Origin of the sequence: Luteibacter mycovicinus (assembly GCF_000745235.1) — a bacterium.
Classification (GTDB): domain Bacteria; phylum Pseudomonadota; class Gammaproteobacteria; order Xanthomonadales; family Rhodanobacteraceae; genus Luteibacter; species Luteibacter mycovicinus.
This window is the reverse complement of sequence record NZ_JQNL01000001.1, coordinates 2,004,834-2,028,698: the sequence shown is the minus strand read 5'-3', so window position 1 is coordinate 2,028,698 and position 23,865 is coordinate 2,004,834. Positions and strand designations below refer to the sequence as shown.

Sequence of the window (23,865 nt, the reverse complement as noted above, 5' to 3'; positions counted from 1 at the left end):
ATGCGCAGCTTTGTCAGTGCTCGAAGCAAACGCCTCTTGGTAGCTTAAAAGGCATCGGCGCGACCCGCCGGTGCAAACCAAGGCCATTCTTCGATGAAGTTCGACATATATCCGACCGTAGCGGGCTTCAGCCAACAGCTGATGACGGTAAACGGCATCAGGATCCATGCCGTCACCGGCGGCAAAGGTCCGCCCGTCCTTCTCCTGCACGGCTGGCCTGAAACCTGGTGGGAGTGGCATCACGTGATGCCGTTACTCGCCGGGCATCTCAGTGTCGTCGCTATCGATTTGCGCGGCGCCGGCTTCTCCGATTGCCCGCTCGATGGCTACGACAAGGCGACGATGGCACGCGACGCACACGAGGTCATGCGTTCCCTCGGCCATGAGCGCTACGCGGTATGCGGGCACGATATAGGCGGCATGGTCGCGCTGGCGCAAGCGGCGTTGTTCCGGGATGCGGTCAGTCATCTCGCGGTGCTCGACGTTCCCCTCCCGGGTTGGAGTGAGTGGGAGGAGACCATTGCAAGGCTCTGGCACTTCTCGTTCCATATGAATCGCGATCTGCCGGAACGGATGATCCATGGCCGGGAATACGACTACGTCGCGGCCTTCATGGCGGAGCGTTTTTACGACCACGGCAGCTTCAATCCGATCGATATCGATATCTTCGCGAAAGCCATGGCGCTTCCAGGGCGCACACGCGGCGGTATGGAGTGGTACCGAACGCTCGCTGGCGATCACGCGGCTGCGCTGGAGTACAAGACGCAGCCGCTCGACATGCCGGTTCTTGCCCTGGGCGGCGACCGGCGGTTCGGACCGCGCATGGTGTCGATGCTGAGAGAGTTCGCGACGAACGTGACGGGCGGCTCGATCGAGAGGTGTGGTCACTATGTCGTCGATGAGCAGCCCGGAGAGGTTGCCGCGGCGCTGCTCGGTTTTCTCGAAGCCACGTGATCCCTGGAAAGTGCGCCAGCGAGTCCTTTCCTCACGATTCCAACTCTCATCTCAAACGGAAACCATCATGTCCGCTCCTGAAATTCGCGGCGTCAATCACGTCGGTATCACCGTTCCGGACATCGAGGCAGCGAAAGCCTTCCTCATGGCGGCCTTCGGCGCCGAGCTTCTGTATCAGTCCTTCGGTCCGCAGGATCCGCCGCGACAAGGCCCCGAGTTCGAGCGGGCAGTGGGCGCCTATCCCGGCACCGTCGTCCGGGCTCAGGCGATGATGAAGATCGGGACCGGCCCCGATATCGAACTGTTCGAGATGCACGGACCGGAGCAGGCACAGCCCATCCGCGCGAGCGACTTCGGTATCACGCATTTCGCGCTGTACACCGACGATATCGACGCCTCCGTGGCGCGCTTCGAGAACGCGGGCGGCAAGCCGCTTACCGCACCGCGCCCCATTCCCTATGCGACCGAGAAAGGCCCCGGCAACAAGGTCTGCTATTGCCGGATGCCCTGGGGTACGACGATGGAATTCATCACCACACCGGATCGCATGCCCTACCACGATCAGACCGATCTTCGCCGGTGGCAGGACGAGGGTTGAGCGATGCGAGAAGGTTGGAGAGACATGATCTTCCCGCGACAAAGCGATTGCCCACAGGAGTCCTTGCCATGAACGACTCATCCCTTCCGCTGGCCGGTAAACGTGCCCTCGTTACCGGTGCCGCACGCGGCATCGGCGCGGCTATCGCGAAGAAACTGGCCGCCGACGGCGCAGACGTCGCGATCACCTACGAGAAGTCGATGGAGAAGGCCGAGGCCATCGTCGCCGACATGCGCGCCCTGGGCCGCCGAGCCCTCGCCATCCAGGCCGACGCGGCAAATCCGGAAGCCTCGATCGCGGCGGTCGAACGCACCGTGGCCGATCTGGGTGGTCTCGATATCCTCGTCAATAACGCTGGCGTCCTCGTCGCGGGTCCTTTTCATGACCAGTCCCTCGAGGACATGGACCTGCTGCTCAACGTCAATGTGCGCGGCGTTTTCGTAACCACCCAGGCGGTGCTAAAACACATCCCGGACGGCGGGCGTATCATCACGATCGGAAGCAATGCGGGTTTGACCGTTCCGTTTGCGGGCATCGCGGTCTACGCGGCAACCAAGTCCGCGATGGAAAGCTTCACCCGCGGTCTCGCCCGCGAGCTCGGCGCTCGTGCCATCACCGTCAATCTGGTTCGTCCGGGTCCCATCGACACCGATATGAACCCTGCCGATGGCTCTCTCGCCGCGTCCATTCTCCCGAGCCTTTCCATTCCCCGCTACGGGAAGACCCAGGAGGTCGCCGAAGCCGTTGCCTTCCTCGCGGGTCCTGGGGCTGCCTACGTCACAGGCTCGGGCATTCTCGTCGACGGCGGCATCGCCGCATGAGCTCTCGCCCCTTTTCGAGGGCGGCAAAAACACAGGTGAAAGACGATGACGAAGATGATGGTGATCTGCACGGGTGATGCCGGGACGCGCTTCGACCGGGACTACTACGCCAACGAGCACCTTCCGTTGGCCAGGGCGTGCTGGGGCGAGCATGGGCTTCAATCGGCGGAAGCATTCTTCCCGTACGCCGAGGGCGGAAACTGGATCTCGATCGGCGTCTACACCTTTTCGTCAGAGCAGGGTGTACACGACGCCCTGGCTAACCCGAAAACCCGGCAAGTGATGGATGACGTGAAGAACTTCACCGATTCGACCGTGGTGCTTCGTAGTCTCTTCAGGGAGTTCTGAGCGCGAAGCGTAAGACAGGGCAACCGGAGTGCGTCATGAGGCCTGATCGGGGGTCGAGAGCATGGCGTCCGCGATCTCGATCAACGCGCGAAGCCTGTCCATCCGCTTGAGATCCTGGTGGTATCCCACCCACACGTCCCGGCTGGGTGGCGCCTCACCGGTATCGACGCGCAGCAAGCCTGCCGTAGCGTCGCCCAGCGGGCGTGGGAGGACCGCCAGACCCGCGCCCCGGAGGCACATCTGCGCCTGCACCGACCGACTGGTGCTGGCGAACGCGAGGCGAGCGCCGGGAAATCGGTCGCGCATCCATGCAACATCAGGAAAGTGCGACTGTGCTTCATTCATGACGATCAGGCCGACGGATGCAGCGTCGTCGGCCATTTGCTTCATCGTCGCGGGCGATCCATAAAGTCCGTAGGGCATGCTCATCAGGCGACGCTGAACCACGTCCGGTTCGGTAAACGGCACGATGCGAAAAGCGATGTCCACATCGCGACGAGCGAGATCCGACAAACGGTATCCCGCGATGACCTCCGGAACCACGGCGGGATGCTGGCCGATCAGTGCCATGAACACCGGCGCGAGCACGTGAGCCGCGAACCAGTCGGCACATCCAATGCGCAGAATGCCCTCCAATCGTTCGTGGTTTCCCAGGAGACGGCGCTCCATCGACAGCGCGGACTGCTCCATCGCCTCAGCGGCACTTACGATGCCATCGCCGGCATCGGTCAGGACAAGTCCGTCGGAGGTCCGCCGGAACAAGGCTTGCCCCGCCTCGTCTTCAAGCACCTTGATCCGCCGCCCGATCGTAGGGTGACTTACCCCGAGACGACGTGCCGCCTCACCGTAGGAGCCGCTTCTGAGCACGGCAAGGAATATGCGGACGTCGCTCCATTCCATGCGCGTGCCTCAGTCGGGAAGAGGGCGAAATATGCAGCAGGCCGGGGCTGTCGGCAAGCGGGACATGTCTGGGATTCTTACTGAACGTGGCACGCCCTCGATGGAGGCATTCGGGACTGCCGACGTGAAAAAGGGAGATGGGACTCGAACTTGCCTAATGCCAAGTGGCGCTCAGAGCCGATGGCAGGTGAGGGTGCGGAGGCGTAAGTTAAACGCTCCGTGCAAGAAGCTTGCGGCGATATTCAGAGTTACATCAAGTGCTATCGCCCTTGTCGAGGCGTTTCGATTGCCTTCTGCGACCAGCAAAACTTGAACGCGGTGAATAGACCGACGCTTTCAGGACGAACCAGGTGAGCTTTTGGTTCCTTTGAAAGCCGCGGTGCTCTGTCAGGGTGGCTCAGGCAAGTCTAGACGCGTTGAACCGATAGCGCTGTGATCTTCATTGCATCCCGAGGCGCGCAGATCGCCGCGTCTGCGACTGACGATCGATAGGCAACCGTTCCCTTCGTTCGCATTCCCGCCTGCACCCGGTGCCGTACTCAGCAGAAGAGTCGCGACTTGTAGGTGTCGTCCACCGCGTTGTGTAGGCGAAACCCTACAGCCACTAGGAAAGTACGAAGCAACCCACTGTACTGCAAACGTTTTGCACCGACGCTGATGGCTTTCACTCGCTCTTGACATAGACGAACACGCTTGTACTCGTCCCGAATTGATTTCTAAAGTCGGACGCTCGATAGGGGGCCACTGGCTGGGGAAAGCGATGCAAGGGACGAATCAGGGGTGGACGCGCCATGCGCGTCCGATGATGCGCGGGCTGTGGATAGTCATGCTGTTGTGCGTGGCGGGCGTGCCTACCGTTGCGCTCGGCCAGACCACCGCCAAGCCTGAGGATGAGTACAAAAAGCTCATCAAGGTCAACGAAGACATCCAGCCGCTGGGTGACACGCCGTTCGGCGAACGCATCGGGTTGCAAGATGGCTCGCTCAGCTTCAGCCAGACCGACGTCTCCCTGACAGGCACCGGACCTGCCTTGACCATCGGCCGCACGTTCGCGCTTCACGGCGTGGAAGATCGCCCCGATCTTCAGGCGCGCGCTTTCGGCGACTGGGATATCGAACTACCCCAGATCTTCACGGTCACGGCGGACCAGAACAACGTCACCGGATGGCAGGTCGCGGCGAGCAATCCCAACGCGATCTGCTCGAGCTTCGGGCCACCGCCCAGCGTTGCCGCCCCCACGGGCGATTCGGAGCGCGCCGACTGGGAGCCAAAGACCTGGTGGCAGGGCTACCAACTGCGCATCCCGGGTCAGGGCAACCAGGATCTGCTGACGCGGTCTGCGGCGAACACGGCCACGCCTGGCGTGGCGGGGCTCGCTTACCCCATCGTGACCCGCGCCAACTGGGCGGTGGGCTGTTTGCCGCAGGCGGCTAACGATGCATCCATCGAAGGCTTCCTGGCCGTGTCACCGGATGGCACCAAATATTGGCTGGACCACATCGCCTATCGATACATGCCGTCGTTGACGCGTCCGCTCGGTTCCGGCCCGGAGACGTTTGCCGGGATCCACATCTTTGCGTCCGCCGAGGACTTCATCACCCGCCGCGAAGGCCGGATGCTTGTGACCCGCATCGAAGACCGCTTCGGTAATTCGGTTTCTTACACCTACAGCGGGGATGATGTCACCGACATCGCTGCGTCGGACGGTCGCCATGTCACCCTCACGTACGAGACCGATCCGGACACCGGGGCCAGCAGCCATCGTGTCAGCACGATCACCGTCCAGGGCGGCGATGCGGGCACGCGGACGTGGACCTACAGTTATGTGAAGTCGACCGCGAATCTGGTCTACACGCTGACCTCGGTGCAGCAACCGGACGGGAGTAGCTGGGGGTATAACCTCGACCCGCTCAATGGCGCATGGATCGATTCTCGTACGTCCGGAGGTACCTGCGGCGCGATTGGCGTGCCGGGCAACATGGACAGCCCGCCGATCACCGCCACGGTGACGCACCCCTCGGGCCTGGCAGCGAGCTACACCGTCGCGCCGCTCAAACGAGGGCGCTCGTATGTGCCGCAAGAGTGCATGTCCGGGCCGAACGTGCCTGCCACGCCCAATTATCCGGGCACCTGGGCGGCTATCCCCAACGCGTCCTACAGCATGGCCATCACGCAGCGGGTGCTGACCGGCACGGGCCTGCCGCCGAATGGGTTGGGGTGGAGCTACAGCTACTCGGCGGCCAACGAGAGTTGGGCACAAGACTGCACGACGGTGGCCTGCGCCACGACCGTGTCTACCGATGTGGCGTATCCCGATGGTCATGTGGAGCGCAGCACCTTCTCCAACCGGTACGACTGGACGGAGAGCCAGCTGCTCAAGGAAGAGGTCTTCGACGGCGACACGACCACCGCTTTGCGTCGCACGACCTCGTACAGCTATGTGAACCCCGATGCGACACTGGACGCGCGGGCAGCAGCCTACGTTCACCCCTGGGGTTATGCGCCCCAGCAGCGCATCAACACGGCTCAGTTGCAAGAGCAACTGCCGATGACGACGCGACAGACGACGGTCGACCCCGCAGCCAACGCGACGCCCGACATTTACCTGTGGAATGTCACCGCTTTTGATGTCTTTGCGCGACCGCAGGATGTGACCCGATCCAACAACTTCGGCTACAGCGTCAGTGAGCGGTCGACCGCCACGGATAACACCGCCTTGTGGGTGCTCGGACTTCCCTCGCAGACAGACAACCTGACGAGCGGCGAGACAGTCAGCAAGACTGTCTATGACCCAGGCACCGCGACACCGGTCGAACGCGACAGCTTTGGCGTGAAGGTCATGGACTACACGTTCGACGCGCAAGGCCAGCTCGCCAGCTTCACCGATGGCAATGGAAAGACCACCACGCTGGGCAGCTACGTCCGCGGCATTCCCACCACCATTGGCTACCCCGACAGCACCAGCCAGACGGTGGCTGTCGATGGATTGGGGCAGATCGCTGCAATCACCGATCAGGCCGGTTCCACGACAAGTTATGGTTACGACGCCATCGGGCGCATTGCACGTGTGGATTACCCGGCGGGCGACAGCACCGCATGGGCGCCTAAGACCTACGCGTATGTGTTTTCCGCCGATGCTCGTGGGCTGGGCGGCAGCCATTGGGTCCGCACGATCACGCAGGGCAACCTGAGTCAGCGGACCGACTTCGACGTTCTCCTGCGTCCCGTCCTGGCGACAAGGTCCGATGCCACCACCGGTGCCCTGGCGGTCTCGTCGAGCACCGAATACGACTGGGCTGGACGCAAGACGTTCGAGTCATATCCCCAGTCGGGCACGCTCGACCTTGGTGCGCTGGTACAGGGCACCCGAACCGCCTACGACGTGTTGGGGCGTCCGGTGACCACCACCCAGTTTTCCGAACTGAACAATCTGGTGTCTACGACGGCCTACCCGGCCGGTGGGGCGCGCACCGTAACCGACCCGAAGGGGCAATGTGACGACCAGTCACTTCCAGGTGTTTGACCAACCGGGCTTCGACAACGTGGTGAAGGTGGAAGCGCCGGAAAGCGTCACTCAAACGATCACTCGCGACATCTACGGCAACGTGCTGGCAGTCGTGCAAGGCGATCTCACCCGGACCATGACCTACGACGGACAGCATCGGGTGTGCCGGTCCTGGGAGCCAGAGACCGGCAGCACGATGACCGCCTACGATGCGGCGGATAACGTGGTGTGGACCGCGGCGGGTCAGCCCTTCAACGGGGATGGTTGTGGCTACGATCAGGTCGCGGACTCGGCAAAGACGGTCAGTGCCTACGACGCGATGAATCGCGTCACCTCGGTCACCTATCCGAACGGTTCGCTGGCGACCACCTTCACCTACGACGCGCTCGGTAAGCTTGCATCGGCCGTCTCGGCCAGCTCCGGAAGCAACGCCAATGCCACCGGTTCGGCATCGTGGGCATACGGTCGCAACAAGCTTGGGCTACTGACGGCCGAGGTGCTCTCGGTGGACGGTTGGTCGTGGACCCTGGGCTATGGCTACGACGGCAACGGAAGCCTGGCGAGCACGCAATATCCCGATGGCACCACCGTTGCGGCCACGCCGAACGCGCTGGGTCAGCCGACGACGGCAGGTGCGTATGCGACGGGCGCGACCTATTTTGCCAACGGAGAGCTGCAAGCGGCGACGCTGGGCAACGGCGCGGTCTATTCCGCCGAACAAAACGATCGCAAGCTCCTGCTGAATTTCAGTTTTGGCTCTGCCGCTCAGCCGGCGGTGAGCGAAGACATGACGTACGACGCCGTGGGGAACATCGTCGGCATCACCGACCAGTCGGGGTCGGATCAACGCACGCGCACCATGACCTACGATGGTCTGAGTCGCTTGATGTCGGTCACCGCCCACAATCTTTGGGGTACGGAAAGCTACACCTACGATACCCTCAACAACATCCGCAGCCTGACCGACAGCAACGGGACGAACACCTACACCTACGACGCGAACAATCGCCTGGCCTCGATCAGCAACAATGGGGCGACGGTGCACAGTTTCACCTACGACGCCCAGGGCAATACGACCAAGAAAGACACGCAGGCGATGACCTTCGACCTGGCCAATCGACTGCTGTCCGTCGACGGAAAGGGCGACTATCTCTACGACGCGTCGGGCCACCGGGTGAAGGCGGTAACGCCTCAAGGCACGACCTACTACGCCTACAACAGCGCAGGGCAGCTGATGTGGCAATACGACAACGCGACCACGGCGGGCACCAGTTTTGTCTATCTGGGCAAGAAGCTGGTGGCCAGCCGCAAAGCTGCCACCTCGGTCATCCTCGGGACCATCGAAGGCGTAAGCACCGGCACCGACGCAGTCATCACGGGATGGGCATGCGCCAGCGGACTGGCCGCGTCGGTGGATGTGCACCTTTACGTCGGCGGTCCGGCCGGTTCCGGCACGGGTATCGGTGCGTTCACCGCCAACCTGGATAGTGAGGAGACGATCCAGGCCGATTGCCACTCGACCGGCACCAAGCATCGCTTCAGCATCCCGCTCACAGAAGAGCAGCGCGGCGAGTACGCGGGCGAGGCCATCTACGTCCACGGCATCTCGCCCGTCGGCGGTGAGAACACGCTGCTCTCAGGGTCGGGTTCCTTCGTGGTGCCGCCGTCGACGCTGGCCCCCGGCGCGCCCGCTACCGTCACGGCGGCCGCGGCTCAGGACCTGTCGAGCATTGCCGTGAGCTGGTCGGCCGCGAGCCATGCGACCAGCTACACGGTCGAGCAGTCGGTCAACAGTGGCGCCTGGGCCACGCTTTACACCGGCGCGTCCACCAGCACGACCGTCAGCGGCCCGGCGGACGGCAGTTATCAATTCCGTGTGGCAGCGTGTAATGCGAACGGTTGCAGCACGCCCACCGCTTCCTCGACGGTGACGGTCGCGCATGTGCCGCCAGCGCCAGCGAACATCACGGCGCCGGGCAGTTCGACAGGCGCCGTGGCGCTGAGCTGGGCCGCCTCCAGCTATGCCACCTCGTATCAGGTCGAGCACAGCCAGGATGGCAACTGGGTCCAGGTCTTCGCCGGTGCCGCGACCAGCGCGACGATCAATGAACCGGCGTCGGGCAACTGGTACTACCGCGTCCGCGCATGCAACGGTAACGGATGCAGCGGGTATGCCACCAGCGGTGTGGTGATCGTCACCGTACCTCCGTCGTCGGCCCCTTCGATCGCCGGCGGTGGAACCACCAATAGCGGTGCCTACACCATCTCGTGGACTGGCGTGGGTGGAGCGACGTCCTACAACCTCATCGAGTCCGTGAACGGAGGCGGCTGGACCGGCGTGCAGAACAATGGCGCCACCAATTGGTCCACCAGCGGCCGGGGGGATGGCACCTATGTCTACCAGGTGCAGGCGTGCAACGGCGGCGGATGCGGCCCCTACAGCGGGCAGGCCGTCGTCACCGTCTCCAATATCCCGCCGGCTCCTCCCGGACCCACGTTCACGAACACCTACCATGGCACCAAGGTGACGGTGCTGGTCAAGTGGGTCGCCCAACCCTATGCCACACGCTACGAGCTGCTTGAGAACAATCAGCTGGTCTACAACGGACCCGACCTGTCGTTCAGCTCGCTGCACGACAAGACCGTCAGCATCACCTACATGGTTCGTGCCTGCAACGCCGTGGGCTGCTCGGCTTACAGCCCCGCGCGGAGTGTGACGCCATGACGATCAGGAGTGCCTCCATGGAAACCGTCTCTCCGACCACTGTCCGTTCATCACGCCGGCGAGGTCCGAACTGGATCACAGCGGCGCTGCTGCTTCTGGCACTTCTGTTCGCCGCCTCGGGATCGGCGCGCGCTGCGGAGACCGTGACCTACTACTACACCAGTCCTCAGGGTACGGTGCTGGCCAAGGCCGATGCGTCGGGAAATATCCTTAGCAGTGCGGATTACCGGCCTTACGGTACGCAGGCGCTGGGTACGCCGGAGCAGGGGCCGGGATATACGGGGCATGTAAACGATGTCGATTCGGGCTTGGTTTACATGCAAGCCCGATACTACGACCCGAGCGTGGGTCGCTTTCTTTCAGCGGACCCGGTCGGCACCACAGCGGGCAACGCACTGCGATTTGGGCGCTTTACCTACGCCATCACCAATCCTGTTCGTATGGTTGATCCGAACGGTCAGCAGGAAGTTGACGCAGATGAGTTGGACATTGAGACTCGGGCGGCCTTGTCCAGGCTTAATCCGCCAATTGGTCCAAACATGGCGGCTCCGGGCTTCACGCCTCCCGCAACCCTTGCGCCTGGTCTGCTGCCGGAAACATTTCCAGAACACCAAGTTGCTCAGGAACTAGGCCTGGAGCAGCGCACAGACGTTGGTGAAAATTTACCTAAGACAGAATCGAAAGCTGAAAAAACCTATCAGATTTATATCAAGACAAACTCTGCCACGCGCGAGATATACACGGGTCGAACGAGCGGGACGCGGTCGCCGACCGAGAATGTCGCTCGGCGTGATGCCAATCACCACATGACGGGAAAGGGGTTCGGTCCGGCCATCCTCATGTATTCTTCGTCGAATCCCAACGCCATTCGTGGCCAAGAGCAAATTATGATCGACAATTACGGCGGTTCCCAGCGATCCGGAGGGACCTCCGGAAACGCAATTAATGGCATAAGTCCCACAAATGATTCGATTGACGAATACATCAAAGCCGCACGAACGGAGTTCGGTGAATGAATGAATCGAAGAAGCGTGGTGGGCGCCCCCGGGTCGGTGATGTAGTGTCGATAGCACTCGATGAAGCCGGGACTACAGCTTATGCTGTCGTCCTTGAGAAATCTCAATTTGCCTTCTTCGACGGTCGAAACGCTTCGGAAATTGATGAGGTCATTCGGCAGGCCCCGATGTTTTATGTTTCGGTCATGAACAGCGCAGTTACAACCGGCCGGTGGCCCTTTGTTACTGCTCGTCCCGAGCGCGTTGCAGCGTTGAAGGCGCCGCCAACCTTCATTCAAGACCCGATCAATCCTGAGAAATTTCAGATTTATGATGCCGGTATTATGCGGCCGGCCACGCGCGCCGAGTGTTCGGCCTTGGAGCGAACAGCGGTGTGGGACGCTGAACATGTTGAAGACCGCATTCGAGATCAATATGCTGGTCGCGAGAACAAATGGCTTCTCTCCCTGCAGATAGATGCTATTTGACCGGTAGATGGGTCGCTTAGGGGTGTGCGATGAGCATCGTGAAAGACTTGGCATCCAACGCCCAAGCGGATATCGATTTGCTGCGGCTTCGTGACCGACAGGGCGACGTGTTTGCTCGCCATCGATCAGTCGATTTCGTCTTCGTCTCGGAAGACGAAGCCCAAGCGTCGGCCGTAGCCGGATTCTTGAGTGACTATCAATATGCCACGACGATGCTGACATCGAGCGGCGGCGACTACCGCGTTGTCGCGACGATTTCTATGTCGGTCGAGCAGCAAGTCATTCTTTCGGTGTCGGGATTCATGACGTGCATTGCCGCGCTCTTCCAGGTGAGTTACGACGGCTGGGGCGCCCCAATCATCGGTTGAAAATTGATGGTCAAGGTAGGAACCGTTCACCGTTGCGTAGGTAGGGCGATTCCAGCGAGCATTTTCGAATATGCGGTAACTCTCTTCGAGATCCCTGGTCAACCAGTGTGAGCGAGTACAAGGCCGGGCTCGATGCTGCTGAAGTCATCGGGTAGTCCAGGTTGGGGATTGCGCTCGTTGAACCGCCTGGGCGGGGCGACACGGCGACACGGCGCCGCGGGCTGGGGTTGCACAGGCCACGAGCAAGGTGGCCAACACGCTGCCTAGGGCGACACCTTGTCGACGATCCCCGCCATAAGGGCACCACGCCGGGCGGTCGTGACTCGGCGAAGTATCGGCAACTCGTTGCCGGTGCAAAGAACCCGACGGCATCACCGGGGCCATGGCTTGTGATGGCGTGACCGACGACAGGCGAGGCGCTCGGCTGAACACTTCGTAGTACACGTCGCTGTCAAATAGTCTGATAGCGTTCCTGACCGTTCAGTGTCGTTGCCACATTCAGCAGTTCCAGTGTGCCCAGGACGCGCGAAAGAGCCACTCTTAATACGCCCACGCCGGGAGCAGCGAGGGGAAGCACGCGCATGTCATGGCCTGGCCGCTTCCTTTTCGAGGCATACGGACCGCAGTTGGCGCGAGCGGTGACGGGGCGATGCCGTTGCGTTCCCGCATGCTTGCGCCATCCTTGGTTTCGTCAGCAACTGCAACCGCCAGTCTTCTTAAGTAGATTTGGCATAAGCGGAGTCGACGCAGAGTAGGACGATTTACGTGGTGCAGTGCGCGTCTACTTGTTCTCCGAACAACGCGCCCTTTGGGGACAACCCCTACGGGTTGTACGTTCTTGCGACACCCGCAGGCCCGCTCACGCGTCTGTCGGCCTGCACCAACGCCTCCGGGCGGACACCGTTTGGACATCGATTCGCGCAATGGTTTGGCCTCACAAATTCCGTGATTCGCCGGATTTGTGCAATTGACGTTTTCGGCCCCGATGCTTGAATGGACATGCGAGGCGGCGTGCTCTTTCCGTCGCAGCGCGCCAGCGCCCTTCAGATTGTTCGACCGTCTGCGCTGAAGAAATATTCCCATCATCATAAGCACAAGGAAGCCGCATGCATCACGCTCGCCCCCATCTTTCCGTCCATTCGCGCTCTCGGCGCCACTCCGCTGTGTCGGGTGCGGCCTACCGCATGCGCTTGCGACTCTTCGACGACCGCGCCAAACGCTGGCGCGATTACCGGCCGCGCCGACATGTCGACAGGGTCATCTTTGCCAACACCATCGCGCCAGCGGGATCCCCAGCGTGGGCGACGGACCCGGCCTTGCTGTGGAACATCGTCGAAGCCGCGGAACAGCGCAAAGACTCGCAAATCGCTCGGGACTACCGCATCCCCGTTCCGCGCGGCGTTCCGGAGGGGGCTGCCGACCTCCTTCCTATTTCACGTCGAGTATCTCCTTCGGGCTCAACTCGCCACACGCTCGCCACACGCCTCGTGGCGAGTTACGCGGTGCCAGTCGTGCTCTTAATGCCGGCGAGCGCATGGCTCAGATCGCCTCTAAGGGCCGCAGGGGTGAAGAGGCGGTGCGCAAAATGGTGGACATCGGCGATAAGGTCGCCGTCAATGTCAATGGGCGGATGCGGATTCCGGATGGCTTCATTTCGGGCCGATCGCTAAGCGAGGTGAAGAATGTTGCAACTCAGGGATTGACCGAGCAGCTGCGTGACTATATTCAGATAGCCGCAAGTCGTGAAGTTCCGTTCAATCTTTATACCAACGAGAGCACTAAGATCACACAGCCTCTCCAGGAACTGATCGATGCGGGGACAGTCAATCACTTCCGGTTGCCAATGAACTGATACTCGGATCACCTATGTTGACTGAAGATGGAAAGAGAAAGAAAGCTGATCTCGAAGCAAAAGTGCAAGAGCGGATGACTCGCGGAAAAAATGAGCAACGCGCTCTCCTATCGGAGCTTTTGGCGGTTGGCGTCAAAGTGGATATGGTCAACCTTCTGCCCATGATTCCAACGAAAGAATATACCGCGGCAATTCCCATTCTGGCTCGGCACTTGCACAATCAATATTCGGAAGCGACTCTTGAATCGATCGCACGCGCGCTGGCAACTCAAGAAGCGAAAGATTATTGGGACGACCTCCGTGCGTTGTATGTGCATGAACGAAACCGAATGGCGCAAGACGGGGGTGACTTCGAAATGGGCCTAGCTGCCGCAGTCGCCGCAAGTTGTCCTCCCAACCGACTGGGAGAACTGATTGAGTTGATCCGAAATCAAGAGCTGCCCCATCGCGTGTTACTTTTGAACCCACTTCGTCGGCGGCGAGGGAAGGACGCAAAGATTGCCGAGCTGTTAGACGAGCTTCGCAGGGATCCAGCTTTGGCGCGCGAGATCAACAGTTGGAAGATCCTGCCAGCGCAGAGCGTCGCGCGGACACACTAGAAAAACCTTACTGCTGGGACGCTCCTGGGACAGTATCGATTGATCAACAACTCCAGGCGTTGGATGCGGGTGCTGGATAACCAGCCGCGCGACCCGCCCGGCGTCCGCTGCTGTCGATCTGCTCAATCATCCGTCGGTTTTCATCCGGCTTTCGCGTATCGATCGACTTTGGTTCCAGGTTCCCGTTTACCGCCTCGGCTTGGTGCTTCCGCTTTCATCGGCACTCGCCGGCCGCAGCGCTCTGTGCTCGGCACTGCAATCGGCGTGGAGTTGACGCTGCAGGTTGCTGTCGATGCTGGCGTGGGTCCAGAGGCCATCACCGCTGCGGTGGCAGAGGTGATGGAACGTCTGGGCTATGGGGTCAGCCGAACGCGCGCCGGGTCGCCCGAAGATCCCGTCTGATCGTTGCCATGCTGACGCCCCATTGGCTCGCCAGTTGTGCGGCCGTAACCCCGGCCGGGTGCCGTGCGGTGACGGCACGGCGCCGCTCAACCACGCGTGCCATGGGGGTGCCTCCCGCTGCCGCATCGTGCGCCACGATGTAGCCGACCCGTTGCCGACTCACCCCAAGTTGCCGGGCTATAGCCGAGCAGCGCAGGCCTTGGCTGTAGAGCGATAGGGCCTTTTCCCGGGTGGTCATTCGAGCCCATGGAGAGGCGGGGTTTTTGGCCCAGCCCAGGGTGCCGCGCGACGATGACATGGCGCAGCCGTTCGATTTTGGCACGCACCGCCTGATCGAGTTCGCCAAGGCCCCCGGAAGCGCTCCAGCGCGGTGGGCTTGGCGTTGAAACGGCCTTCCTCCAGCGCATTGGCCTTGAGCCGGTCCAGGCCCAGCCGTTCGCGGATCTGCTCTAGGTCGCCTTCGGTGGCATACATGCGAAAACGGTCCCGCTGGCGGGTGAAGGCCACCATCGATAGGTGGGTATCTTTCATGTATGCGGACGGCTCTGACGCCCCGCGCGCGGTGACCAACGCGACGGGTCAGTTGGTGTGGTCGTGGCCGTTGCAGTCGAACGCGTTTGACGAGGCATCGCCGATCGGTACGCTGACGCTCAACCTTCGATTCGCGGGGCAGTATGCCGATGCCGAAAGCGGGCTGGTCTACAACGGGCATCGCTATTACGAGCCCTCGACGGGCGCTATGTCCAAAGCGACCCCATGGGTCTGGCCGCGGGCAGTTCGACACGTGTGGTACCAAGGATTCTGGGACCACATCTGGAAATGCGGTCGTTGACCATCAACCGCCGCAATCGTTGGGAAAGGCCACTGAGTTTTATCCACACTGCATGAGCTGCATGCGCCGTCAGGGTGGAGAAGTTAGACAGCAGAAATTAAGGAATCAGGAATGAAGAGCGTTGTGATCAGTGCGGAACATGGCATTATTTTCATCGTAGATCCAAGGAACAAAGATGCGATCGTTCCGGAATATGAAGACGACGAAATAGTCTCGGCAACAGAATCATGCATTTCGGTTGCGGTAAGGCCCTACATGGATGGTGATGTTGAAGTGTCTTTGTCAGAAGTGGCGCCAACCAAAGGTCTCGAATTGGTGGCCAGTCATTCGTTGCTTGTGCCCAATGGCATCATCGCAATAGCTACTGCCGAAATCGATCGAGTGCTTGATCAGGAAGTATCGCCTGGAAGCGTTAGGGTATCGGTTTGGGTGGACTCTAAAAGTAGCGTCACCAGGGTTTCCGTTGTTGTGGACTCATCGTCAGTTGCTTCTCGACTTGTGAACTGAGCATCGTGCGGGGGAAAGAGGTCTCAAAACGGCGCCGTCCCCCTCGATCGAGTGAGTGGCATGGGCGAACGTGCATGGGCACGTCTTCCGATGCTTCGGCACGCGCACGAATCGCGAAACCTCGGGTGCGAACAACGCGCGATGCAGGCAAATTGAGATCGATTTCCACGGCGAGTGCTTCGCGGTTGAAGTCATCAATGACATTGAACGTGCGGAACCGGTGACCGTCCCAGAGCGCGTCAGACATGAAGTCGACCGACCAGCTGCCATTGATCGCTTCGCCAGCGACCAACGGTAGCGGGTGGCGCGTCGGAACACGCCTCTTGCCGCGTCGGCGGTGATTCAACTGCATCTGGCAATACACGCGCCAGACCCTCTTGTGGTTCCACGGCAGACCACGCCGACGGATGATCTGGAACAGCTTGTCGAAGCCGCGCTCGGGGAATCGCTCAGCCAGCTCAGCCAAGAGAGCGATGACGGGCTCATCCCGATCGGGGCGAGCCTTGTAGCGCAGCGTGGATCGCGAGAAGCCCAGTGCCTCACATGCCCGGCGCTCGTTCCATCCATGGTGTTCGACAGACCAGGAGATGAGCGGGCGCTTATGCGCCGGGTCTACAGCTTTTTTGCAATGAGATCCTTAAGCCCGTGGTTCTCTATCGCCAAATCTGCGTACATGCGTTTGAGCTTGTTGTCCTCTGCTTCCAGGTCGCGCAGGCGATGAACGTCCGACGCTTTCATGCCGCCCTACTTCGATTTCCAGGTGTAATAGGTCGCCTCGGAAATGCCCAGCTCCCGGCACATGTCCTTGACCTGCCTGCCGCCTTCGACCTGCTTTAGCGTCGCAACGATCTGGCTCTCGGTGAATTTGCTTTTGCGCTTCGTAGGTCTCCTTGGGGATATTTCGCCCGGAGACCTCGGTTTATGTCTGGCGTAAGTTTACGGTGGGTCGACAGGGGCAGGTTTACGGAAAAAGCGTTCCGAGGATGCATGCTGAAGTCAATGGCGTGAACGCGGCAAGGGAAATGGGACTGACTCCAACGGGTACCGCTGCCAGCCGCCCTATTTGCCCATCATGCGTGCAAACTCTAGATCGTGAGGGCATCGATACGCTGTCACCCCTTAAATAATGAAACCCGCCTTGGAAGTGTGATGGACTACGATATTGCGCAGTTTGAAGAGAAATTGATCGAGCTTAGCGATCTGGAGCGACTTGGCTTCGGGATCTGTCTGCTGGAGCGTGCGTTACCCATGTTCTACGCGTTCCAGGCGGAGACGAATCATGCTGGCATGGGCGAAGTGATGGCTTCATTGGCGGCATGCTGGAAGACCATGGAGGATGGCCGGTGGGGTGAGCCGGCCTTCCTGACCAGTAATGAGTGTGAGAAGGTCATGCCGGATTCGGAGGATTATGATTCGTTCTATACCTCGGCGGCGCTCGATGCTGTGGACATTTGCTGTAGCTTGCTCGACTTCATTCACGCGAAAGACATTAGGTCGATCGTGGCGGCGACGCAGGTCCAGCTTGATACGCTCGACTTGGCAACCCAGAGGTTGTTGGATGAGGATGGCGTGGGTGACGATCATCGTTTAGTTCAGGGGCCCACTTCGCTGCTATCGCTCGAGTTGAATCGCATGCAAGACGATCTTTTCTTCCTTGCGGCGTCGAGCGCGCAGTCGGAGCCTCTTGCCTCTCAGCTTCGGCGGCGCGTCCTTGAGCTGAATTACCGGCAGATTGAGTTGATCCGCCGAGCTGAGTGAAATGCCACAGTCAGGATTCGCAACTCTTAGGCTTGTTGTTATACGTGACCTTAGCGGTTGGAAGGCCGATTTGCCAAACCGGTGACGCCATCGCGCGCAGGTGACCGCAGTCCGGGTCGCTCGGAAGCCTTCGGAGCAGAGGTGAACAACTACGCTCGCCGCCAAAGGATCTAAGGGATCTTCCTGGATGTCATCGAGCCCGGTAGACCGATGCAGAACGGCTTCATCGAGCGTTTCAACGGCAGCCTTCGGCGGGGCGCAACGGATATGCGCGTCTTTCGGAACCTGACGGAAGTGCGAGAGCAGGGACAGCTATGGCTAGCTGACTACAAACGCGAGATCCCACACGACAGTCGTGGCGGGCTGACGTCCGCCGAATTCAGGCAACAAAACGATCCGGCTGCCCCTGGTTATGGTTGGTGCTAATTAACGGGGGGACGACATACTTAAGCCTGACATGTGGCCACGAGCGCAGTCGATTAGAATCTTCACTTATCGAAAAAGATCGCGCGCCTGCTTGAACATGCTGACGATCTCGTCGGCGATGACTCGAATCGACGCGTCCTTGCGGTCGCGGCTTCGGGTCAGAAGATACACGTCCCTGGCAGCCGGTACCGATCCGAGATCGCAGATACGGAGCAGGGGTGTACTGCGGCCGATGTAGTGCGGGATGAGCGCCAGGCCCACGCCCGCCTGTGCAGCGATCGATTGCAGGAACTGGTCTTTCGCGCGGAACGCCACCCGCGCCCGGGGGAAGCGCTGCGACATCCATACGGCCTGAGTGATATACCCGTCCGCTTCGTTGAAGCCAATCAACACCGGCTCGCCGCCGGCTTCGACCGAGCGACATGTCTCTTCGGTCCCATAGAACGCGTAACCCATGGTGGTTAGCGGGCGCGCAACGATGTCACCGTCCTTGGGTTTGTCGACCCGGATGGCGATATCCGCCTCGTGCCGTTCAAGGCTGACTGACCGCAGGGTATGGGCAAGATCGATATCGAGCTGTGGATATCGCAACGCCAAAGGGGCAAGGCGCGAGGCGAGAAAGCCGGCTGACAAGCCTGGTGACGAGCTGATCCGGACCAGCCCGCTCGGCGACCCGTCGGCCACGCCTCGCCTGAGGGTTTGCGCTGCCTGCTCCATGTCGCTGGCCGCCATAAGCGCCTGCGTCCCAGCCGTCGTAAGCACGTAGCCTTCCGGTCGCCGCTCGACGAGCTTTTCGCCCAACGCCTGTTCCAGCGACTGCACCCTGCGCGCAACGGTCGCGTGATTGACCGAAAGCATCCGAGCCGTTGCGGAGAGACTGCCCTGCCGCGCCAGGGCCACGAAGACCCGGACATCCTGCCAATCCAGGTCTGTGCGTTTTTGCTCAGTCATTGATCGAAGATAGCTAATTTTCGAAGGAGCGACAGTGCCTTAAGTTCTGCCCATCCCGCAAGCAGAACGGACCACAGCCATGTCAAACACCAAGAAAGTAGCCATCGTCACCGGCGCGTCGCAGGGTATCGGCGAAGGCATCGTCAGAGGATTTCGAGCACGCGGTTACGCCGTGGTGGCCACGTCCCGCTCCATCAAGCCCTCGACCGATCCGGACCTTCTCACCGTGGCGGGTGACATCGGCGATCCGGAGACCGCAAGGCGCCTCGTTGCCGCTGCGGTGGACACGTTCGGTCGCATCGACACCCTCGTGAACAACGCCGGGATCTTCATCGGTAAGCCGTTCGTCGATTACACCGAAGAAGATTATCGGCTGAAGCTGAAGACCAATCTCGACGGGTTTTTCTTCACTACCCAGCAGGTCGTCCCCGTGATGCTGAAACAGGGCAGCGGCCATCTGGTACAGATCACGGCGTCAACGGCCGAATTCGCCAGCTCCCGGGGGCCCGCCTTCATCGCCATGCTTACCAAAGGCGGAATGAACTCCGCCACGAAGAGCCTCGCTATCGAGTACGCGACGCGCGGCATTCGGGTGAACGCCGTGGCGCCCGGAGTCATCCGTACACCCATGCACGATCCGAAGCTTGTCGATGAGCTGGCCGCATTCCACCCGATGAACAAGCTGGGCGAAGTCGAAGACATCGTCCGCGCGGTGCTTTACCTCGAAGACGCCGCCTTCTCGACAGGCGAAATCCTTCATGTCGACGGCGGCCTGATCGCCGGTCGCTGAGCAAACCATGGGGGCGTTTGGCGTCCCCTTTATTCGGGAGAGTCGTTATGCCGATCGTGAACATTCTCGTGACCCGTGAGGGCACACGTCCTGGCGCAGAAAAAACCACTCAGGAGCAGAAGTCGGCCGTTTACAAAGGCATTGCCGACCTGCTGTTCGGCGTCATGGGCAAGCCCCATGACGACACGATCGTTCTCTTTCAGGAACACGAAATCGAAGATATCGGACAGAGCGGCTTGCCTTTGGCGGATTTCCGCGCAAGGAGGGATCGCGACCGACAGGTCAACTCCTGACAGCAGTCCGTCGCCTTCGTACGCATGGCGATCTCCATACGTCGCCGGTCCAGCATCCGATCCGCCAAGGGACTCTTATCTACCAGACCGAAGTAGCGTGGCGGCCATTGCCTTCGGCGGTACTCGTCCGTGAACCGTTCGCCGGCAAGCGGGGCTTCGAGCGATGCGCCTGGTGCGAAGGTAGCGGACGGCGTCAGTCCGAGGCGATGGCACCGCGAGAGGCGCCTCGACCGGGCGAATCAGCCATGTGCAGCTGAATCAAATGGTGGGCCCACCAGGACTCGAACCTGGAACCAAGGGATTATGAGTCCCCTGCTCTAACCATTGAGCTATAGGCCCGCACGGCTGCGAAGTGTAACGGTTGGCGCAGGGCACCGAAATGCCCATTCGCCTACAGCCCTTGTCAGTTCGACATCAGGACCGCTTCGATCTCGGGGTTTTGCTGGGCGAACGACTGTCCCGCCACGGCGTCGCTCACGTGGGCCGCGATATAGGCGCAGGCCTCGGCCACCGTGGTCTTGTGTAGCGCGCCGGCGAGGTCCTGCATCGACTGGCGAACCTTCTCCTCGAGCCGGCCACGGTTGGCATCGGTCGCGGCTGCCATCTCGGCTGTGGAGAAGCCCGATGCCACCATGATCTTGTCGGCCCGCTCGTACTCGGCGTCGTGCTTGCGCTGGAACGCCTGCACGTAGGCGGAGAGGTCGACGCCCTCCGCACGGCATACGTCGCCCGTGGTGCGCCCGTTGAGCGTGTAGAAGCCAAGGAAGCGACCGGCGGCGAACCGCTTCTGGTCCGCGAGGGGCAGGCTCTTCAGGTCCTTGGCGATGGGGCTCTGGGACGAGGGGGTAGCGGCCGCTGGTGCAGTTTGCGGAGGCGCTGAATAAGCCTCTGCCGAGAGCGTCGCCATCAGGGCGCAAGCGATCATCGAAGCGGGGCGGTAATACGACATATGCAATTTCCTTAAGCCCAGTTGGGTATGTCGCCATTAGACAGCAAAGTCCGACGCTGGATACGGTGGCGAAGTTGCTTCGGCCGATGGGGTTGCGCGCGGGGGTGGTGACTCGGGAGCGGGCGGAGGGGAGGGGTGAAGGGTGAGGGGTTTCCCAATCGCCAGCGGGGCTGGCTCCTACCAGAGCAGGTTCCTGGCAAGACATAAGAAAACGCCCGCGTAAGCGGGCGTTTTCGCATCGACCGGTGACCCGATATCAGTCGATATCGAGGAACGAGCGCAGGGTTTCCGAGCGGCTCGGGTGACGCAGCTTGCGCAGGGCCTTGGCTTCTATCTGGCGGATGCGCTCGCGGGTGACGTCGAACTGCTTGCCGACTTCTTCCAGCGTGTGATCCGTGTTCATATCGATGCCGAAGCGCATGCGCAGGACCTTGGCTTCACGCGGGGTGAGGCCGGCCAGCACGTCGCGCACGGTTTCCATGAGACCCGTTTCCGTGGCCGACTCGATGGGCGAGCTGGCGTTGGTGTCTTCGATGAAGTCGCCCAGATGCGAATCTTCGTCGTCACCGATCGGGGTTTCCATGGAGATCGGTTCCTTCGCGATCTTCAGGACCTTGCGGATCTTGTCTTCCGGCATCTCCATTTCCTTGGCCAGTTCTTCCGGCGTCGGCTCGCGGCCGAACTGCTGGAGCATCTGGCGGGAGATGCGGTTGAGCTTGTTGATCGTTTCGATCATGTGCACCGGAATACGGATGGTGCGGGCCTGATCGGCGATCGAGCGGGTGATGGCCTGACGGATCCACCAGGTGGCGTACGTCGAGAACTTGTAGCCGCGACGGTATTCGAACTTGTCCACGGCCTTCATCAGGCCGATGTTGCCTTCCTGGATGAGGTCGAGGAACTGCAGGCCGCGGTTGGTGTACTTCTTCGCGATGGAGATGACGAGACGCAGGTTGGCCTCGACCATTTCCTTCTTGGCGCGGCGGGCCTTGGCCTCACCGACGGACATCGCGCGATTGATTTCCTTGATGTCGGTCAGCGGCAGGTACAGCGTGCGCTCGATGGCGGCCAGCTTCTCCTGTTCGCCGTCGATGACTTCGCGGTAGTTCTTGATATTCGGCGACCACTTCTGACGCTTGCGCGACAGCTCCGCGGCCCACTCGAGGTTGCCTTCGTTCGACGGGAAGCTCTTGAGGAACTCGGCGCGCGGCATCTTCACCTGCTTGACGAAGATGTCCATGAGGATCCGCTCGTGGTGACGGATGTCGTTGACCACTTCGCGCAGCTTGCGCACGAAGCTGTCGATCAGCGCCGACGGGAGCTTGAGATTGAGGAAGGCTTCCGACATCTGCTCGCGGATCTTCGCGACCTTCTTGTCGGCGATCTCGGCCTTGGGCGCCGTCTTCTGGAACTTGGCGTGCAGCGAACGCAGTTCTTCCATGCGGCGCTTCACTTCCTCGGGATCCGGGCCGGTCGGGCCCGCTTCCTCTTCCTCGGCACCCTCGACGCCGTCTTCCTCGTCGTCGTCGCCTTCGGTGTCGCCGGCGGCTTCAGCGGCCTCGGCGGCTTCGGCCTTGGCCTGGTCGGCGGCTTCCTCGAGGTCGGCGAAGCCGGCCAGGATCTCGCTCAGGCGACGCTTGCCCTCGACGTGCTGATCGTATTCCTCGAGCAGCAGCTGGATGGTCAGCGGAAAGCTGGCCAGCGCGGTCTGGACCTGGCTGAGGCCTTCTTCGATGCGCTTGGCGATGGCGATCTCGCCTTCGCGGGTGAGCAGCTCGACCGTGCCCATCTCGCGCATGTACATGCGGACGGGGTCGGTGGTGCGGCCCACCTCGGCGTCGACGGCGGACAGCAGCGCCACGGCTTCTTCAGCGGCCGATTCGTCGTCGGTGCTGGTGCCGGGGGCGGCGCCATCGGAGATGGTGTCGGTGTCGGGCGCGGAATCATGGACCTCGATGCCGACGCCCTTGAGCACCGCCATGATGTCTTCGATCTGCTCCGGATCGACGATGTCGTCGGGCAGGTGGTCGTTGATTTCCGCGTAGGTCAGGTAGCCCTGCTCCAAGCCCTTGGAGATGAGCTGTTTGATTTCAGACTGCTGCTCGTGAGCTTTGTTAGTCATGCCGACCGCCGCGGGTTACAGGAACCGATCAGTATAGTCATTTGATGATTTTTTGACCAGTTTTCAAGTGGATCGGACTCATCGGGATCACGCAAGAATCGCGCCAGATGGCCGCTGGAGGCCGGGCGATCGCGCCACGATAAGGAGGGAGACGGGGACGAAGCCCCGCGCACTGACGCCTCAGCGCACCTCCAGACGGAAGGTGACCGGGCCATCGTTGATCAGGTGAACCTTCATATGGGCACCGAAGCGTCCGGTTTCCACCCCCGGGTGGGCCACCCGGGCCAGATCGACCAGCCGGTCGAACCAGCGCCGGCCTTCTTCCGGCGGCGCCGCGGTGGTGAAGCTGGGGCGCATGCCCTTCCGGGTATCGGCCGCCAGGGTGAACTGGCTGACGAGCAGCAGTCCGCCGCCGGTGTCCGACAGCGCCAGGTTCATCTTGCCCTCGGCATCGGAGAACACACGGTAGCCAAGCAGCCGCTCGAGCATCCGGGTGCACTGGGCCTCGCCGTCGCCCGGCTCCACCGCGACGAGAACAAGCAGGCCGGCGCCGATGGCGCCCACCGTCTGCCCGTCGACGTCGACGCGCGCGGATTCGACACGCTGAATCAATGCAATCATGTAGGGATTTAACGGCCAGGGGGCGCCAAGCTTAAAGCGTGCGCGCGAGGCTTTACAGCGG

The 23,865-nt window shown here is 61.2% G+C and carries 21 protein-coding genes, 1 tRNA gene and 3 pseudogenes; 18 read left to right on the top strand and 7 right to left on the bottom strand.

Annotated features, from left to right (window positions below):
- The first annotated feature begins 93 nt into the window (after nucleotides 1-93).
- From FA85_RS09180 to FA85_RS09165, 4 genes are all read left to right on the top strand, one after another.
- Nucleotides 94-954 (top strand): alpha/beta fold hydrolase, encoded by an 861-nt coding sequence (locus tag FA85_RS09180; protein WP_036109427.1) that lies wholly within the window; start codon nucleotides 94-96, stop codon nucleotides 952-954.
- Nucleotides 955-1,021: 67 nt separating this feature from the next.
- Nucleotides 1,022-1,552, top strand: a complete 531-nt coding sequence (locus FA85_RS09175; protein WP_036109433.1) for a VOC family protein — start codon at nucleotides 1,022-1,024, stop codon at nucleotides 1,550-1,552.
- 68 nt (nucleotides 1,553-1,620) lie between these two features.
- Entirely contained in the window at nucleotides 1,621-2,373 is a 753-nt protein-coding gene (locus tag FA85_RS09170; RefSeq protein ID WP_036109436.1) for an SDR family oxidoreductase, read from the top strand.
- 45 nt (nucleotides 2,374-2,418) lie between these two features.
- The gene (locus tag FA85_RS09165; protein ID WP_036109439.1) at nucleotides 2,419-2,721 is read left to right on the top strand and encodes an EthD family reductase; all 303 of its coding nucleotides are present in this window, start codon (nucleotides 2,419-2,421) and stop codon (nucleotides 2,719-2,721) included.
- 33 nt (nucleotides 2,722-2,754) lie between these two features.
- Here the strand turns inward: FA85_RS09165 and FA85_RS09160 are convergent, their stop codons facing one another.
- Nucleotides 2,755-3,621: a LysR family transcriptional regulator gene (locus FA85_RS09160; RefSeq protein WP_036109441.1), complete on the bottom strand. Its 867-nt coding sequence runs from the start codon at nucleotides 3,619-3,621 to the stop codon at nucleotides 2,755-2,757.
- Between the two features lie 826 nt (nucleotides 3,622-4,447).
- Between FA85_RS09160 and FA85_RS09155 the strand changes: the two genes are divergently transcribed.
- The 10 genes and pseudogenes from FA85_RS09155 (at nucleotide 4,448) to FA85_RS21860 (ending at nucleotide 15,894) form a co-directional block, all read left to right on the top strand.
- The gene (locus tag FA85_RS09155; RefSeq protein ID WP_197056509.1) at nucleotides 4,448-7,144 is read left to right on the top strand and encodes an RHS repeat domain-containing protein; all 2,697 of its coding nucleotides are present in this window, start codon (nucleotides 4,448-4,450) and stop codon (nucleotides 7,142-7,144) included.
- Nucleotides 7,116-9,851, top strand: coding sequence for a chitinase N-terminal domain-containing protein (locus FA85_RS09150; protein WP_036109446.1), 2,736 nt, complete (start codon nucleotides 7,116-7,118; stop codon nucleotides 9,849-9,851). Before FA85_RS09155 ends, FA85_RS09150 begins: the two co-directional genes overlap by 29 nt.
- 17 nt (nucleotides 9,852-9,868) lie before the next feature.
- Entirely contained in the window at nucleotides 9,869-10,867 is a 999-nt protein-coding gene (locus FA85_RS20870; protein WP_051943202.1) for an RHS repeat-associated core domain-containing protein, read from the top strand.
- The gene (locus FA85_RS09135) at nucleotides 10,864-11,334 is read left to right on the top strand and encodes an Imm26 family immunity protein (RefSeq protein ID WP_051943204.1); all 471 of its coding nucleotides are present in this window, start codon (nucleotides 10,864-10,866) and stop codon (nucleotides 11,332-11,334) included. Before FA85_RS20870 ends, FA85_RS09135 begins: the two co-directional genes overlap by 4 nt.
- Before the next feature lie 29 nt (nucleotides 11,335-11,363).
- Nucleotides 11,364-11,702, top strand: coding sequence for a ribonuclease E inhibitor RraB (locus tag FA85_RS09130; RefSeq protein WP_036109448.1), 339 nt, complete (start codon nucleotides 11,364-11,366; stop codon nucleotides 11,700-11,702).
- A 1,106-nt stretch (nucleotides 11,703-12,808) separates the two neighbouring features.
- Nucleotides 12,809-13,093 (top strand): annotated as a pseudogene (locus tag FA85_RS22715) (MobA/MobL family protein); the annotation flags it as partial.
- Between the two features lie 143 nt (nucleotides 13,094-13,236).
- The gene (locus FA85_RS09125; RefSeq protein ID WP_036109449.1) at nucleotides 13,237-13,554 is read left to right on the top strand and encodes a putative toxin; all 318 of its coding nucleotides are present in this window, start codon (nucleotides 13,237-13,239) and stop codon (nucleotides 13,552-13,554) included.
- A gap of 14 nt (nucleotides 13,555-13,568) precedes the next feature.
- Nucleotides 13,569-14,153 (top strand): hypothetical protein, encoded by a 585-nt coding sequence (locus FA85_RS09120; protein WP_036109451.1) that lies wholly within the window; start codon nucleotides 13,569-13,571, stop codon nucleotides 14,151-14,153.
- A gap of 898 nt (nucleotides 14,154-15,051) precedes the next feature.
- On the top strand, nucleotides 15,052-15,387 hold the full coding sequence (locus FA85_RS22635; RefSeq protein ID WP_275451497.1) for an RHS repeat-associated core domain-containing protein: 336 nt from the start codon (nucleotides 15,052-15,054) through the stop codon (nucleotides 15,385-15,387).
- A gap of 111 nt (nucleotides 15,388-15,498) precedes the next feature.
- Complete coding sequence (locus FA85_RS21860) at nucleotides 15,499-15,894, top strand: hypothetical protein (protein WP_156108669.1); 396 nt, start codon at nucleotides 15,499-15,501, stop codon at nucleotides 15,892-15,894.
- Between the two features lie 124 nt (nucleotides 15,895-16,018).
- Here the strand turns inward: FA85_RS21860 and FA85_RS21440 are convergent.
- Nucleotides 16,019-16,794: pseudogene (locus FA85_RS21440) on the bottom strand (transposase); the annotation flags it as partial.
- A 249-nt stretch (nucleotides 16,795-17,043) separates the two neighbouring features.
- Between FA85_RS21440 and FA85_RS09100 the strand changes: the two are divergent.
- Together FA85_RS09100 and FA85_RS21435 are read left to right on the top strand one after the other, a co-directional pair.
- Nucleotides 17,044-17,652 (top strand): DUF416 family protein, encoded by a 609-nt coding sequence (locus tag FA85_RS09100; protein WP_036109455.1) that lies wholly within the window; start codon nucleotides 17,044-17,046, stop codon nucleotides 17,650-17,652.
- Nucleotides 17,653-17,826: 174 nt separating this feature from the next.
- Nucleotides 17,827-18,078 (top strand): annotated as a pseudogene (locus FA85_RS21435) (integrase core domain-containing protein); the annotation flags it as partial.
- Nucleotides 18,079-18,144: 66 nt separating this feature from the next.
- Here FA85_RS21435 and FA85_RS09095 read toward each other — a convergent pair.
- Complete coding sequence (locus FA85_RS09095; RefSeq protein WP_036109457.1) at nucleotides 18,145-19,029, bottom strand: LysR family transcriptional regulator; 885 nt, start codon at nucleotides 19,027-19,029, stop codon at nucleotides 18,145-18,147.
- A 79-nt stretch (nucleotides 19,030-19,108) separates the two neighbouring features.
- Between FA85_RS09095 and FA85_RS09090 the strand changes: the two genes are divergently transcribed.
- Nucleotides 19,109-19,819 (top strand): SDR family NAD(P)-dependent oxidoreductase, encoded by a 711-nt coding sequence (locus FA85_RS09090; RefSeq protein ID WP_036109460.1) that lies wholly within the window; start codon nucleotides 19,109-19,111, stop codon nucleotides 19,817-19,819.
- Between the two features lie 47 nt (nucleotides 19,820-19,866).
- Nucleotides 19,867-20,112: a tautomerase family protein gene (locus FA85_RS09085; RefSeq protein WP_036109464.1), complete on the top strand. Its 246-nt coding sequence runs from the start codon at nucleotides 19,867-19,869 to the stop codon at nucleotides 20,110-20,112.
- A gap of 263 nt (nucleotides 20,113-20,375) precedes the next feature.
- Here FA85_RS09085 and FA85_RS09080 read toward each other — a convergent pair.
- The 4 genes from FA85_RS09080 to dtd all read right to left on the bottom strand — a co-directional run bounded on the left by FA85_RS09080 (nucleotide 20,376) and on the right by dtd (nucleotide 23,804).
- Nucleotides 20,376-20,451, bottom strand: a tRNA-Ile gene (locus FA85_RS09080).
- Nucleotides 20,452-20,515: 64 nt separating this feature from the next.
- Nucleotides 20,516-21,061, bottom strand: a complete 546-nt coding sequence (locus FA85_RS09075; protein WP_036109468.1) for a hypothetical protein — start codon at nucleotides 21,059-21,061, stop codon at nucleotides 20,516-20,518.
- A gap of 256 nt (nucleotides 21,062-21,317) precedes the next feature.
- On the bottom strand, nucleotides 21,318-23,183 hold the full coding sequence (gene rpoD / locus FA85_RS09070) for an RNA polymerase sigma factor RpoD (RefSeq protein ID WP_036109469.1): 1,866 nt from the start codon (nucleotides 23,181-23,183) through the stop codon (nucleotides 21,318-21,320).
- Nucleotides 23,184-23,363: 180 nt separating this feature from the next.
- The gene (dtd, locus tag FA85_RS09065) at nucleotides 23,364-23,804 is read right to left on the bottom strand and encodes a D-aminoacyl-tRNA deacylase (protein ID WP_036109472.1); all 441 of its coding nucleotides are present in this window, start codon (nucleotides 23,802-23,804) and stop codon (nucleotides 23,364-23,366) included.
- Between the last annotated feature and the right edge of the window lie 61 nt (nucleotides 23,805-23,865).

Coding starts and splice junctions, on each gene's coding strand:
- FA85_RS09180 (WP_036109427.1), top strand. CDS start 94: ATGAAGTTCGACATATATCCGACCGTAGCGGGCTTCAGCCAACAGCTG.
- FA85_RS09130 (WP_036109448.1), top strand. CDS start 11,364: ATGAGCATCGTGAAAGACTTGGCATCCAACGCCCAAGCGGATATCGAT.
- FA85_RS09090 (WP_036109460.1), top strand. CDS start 19,109: ATGTCAAACACCAAGAAAGTAGCCATCGTCACCGGCGCGTCGCAGGGT.
- FA85_RS09075 (WP_036109468.1), bottom strand. CDS start 21,061: ATGTCGTATTACCGCCCCGCTTCGATGATCGCTTGCGCCCTGATGGCG.
- FA85_RS09165 (WP_036109439.1), top strand. CDS start 2,419: ATGACGAAGATGATGGTGATCTGCACGGGTGATGCCGGGACGCGCTTC.
- FA85_RS09100 (WP_036109455.1), top strand. CDS start 17,044: ATGGACTACGATATTGCGCAGTTTGAAGAGAAATTGATCGAGCTTAGC.
- FA85_RS09175 (WP_036109433.1), top strand. CDS start 1,022: ATGTCCGCTCCTGAAATTCGCGGCGTCAATCACGTCGGTATCACCGTT.
- rpoD (WP_036109469.1), bottom strand. CDS start 23,183: ATGACTAACAAAGCTCACGAGCAGCAGTCTGAAATCAAACAGCTCATC.
- FA85_RS20870 (WP_051943202.1), top strand. CDS start 9,869: ATGGAAACCGTCTCTCCGACCACTGTCCGTTCATCACGCCGGCGAGGT.
- dtd (WP_036109472.1), bottom strand. CDS start 23,804: ATGATTGCATTGATTCAGCGTGTCGAATCCGCGCGCGTCGACGTCGAC.
- FA85_RS21860 (WP_156108669.1), top strand. CDS start 15,499: ATGAAGAGCGTTGTGATCAGTGCGGAACATGGCATTATTTTCATCGTA.
- FA85_RS09095 (WP_036109457.1), bottom strand. CDS start 19,029: ATGACTGAGCAAAAACGCACAGACCTGGATTGGCAGGATGTCCGGGTC.
- FA85_RS09170 (WP_036109436.1), top strand. CDS start 1,621: ATGAACGACTCATCCCTTCCGCTGGCCGGTAAACGTGCCCTCGTTACC.
- FA85_RS09125 (WP_036109449.1), top strand. CDS start 13,237: ATGGCTCAGATCGCCTCTAAGGGCCGCAGGGGTGAAGAGGCGGTGCGC.
- FA85_RS09120 (WP_036109451.1), top strand. CDS start 13,569: ATGTTGACTGAAGATGGAAAGAGAAAGAAAGCTGATCTCGAAGCAAAA.
- FA85_RS09135 (WP_051943204.1), top strand. CDS start 10,864: ATGAATGAATCGAAGAAGCGTGGTGGGCGCCCCCGGGTCGGTGATGTA.
- FA85_RS09155 (WP_197056509.1), top strand. CDS start 4,448: ATGCTGTTGTGCGTGGCGGGCGTGCCTACCGTTGCGCTCGGCCAGACC.
- FA85_RS09160 (WP_036109441.1), bottom strand. CDS start 3,621: ATGGAATGGAGCGACGTCCGCATATTCCTTGCCGTGCTCAGAAGCGGC.
- FA85_RS09085 (WP_036109464.1), top strand. CDS start 19,867: ATGCCGATCGTGAACATTCTCGTGACCCGTGAGGGCACACGTCCTGGC.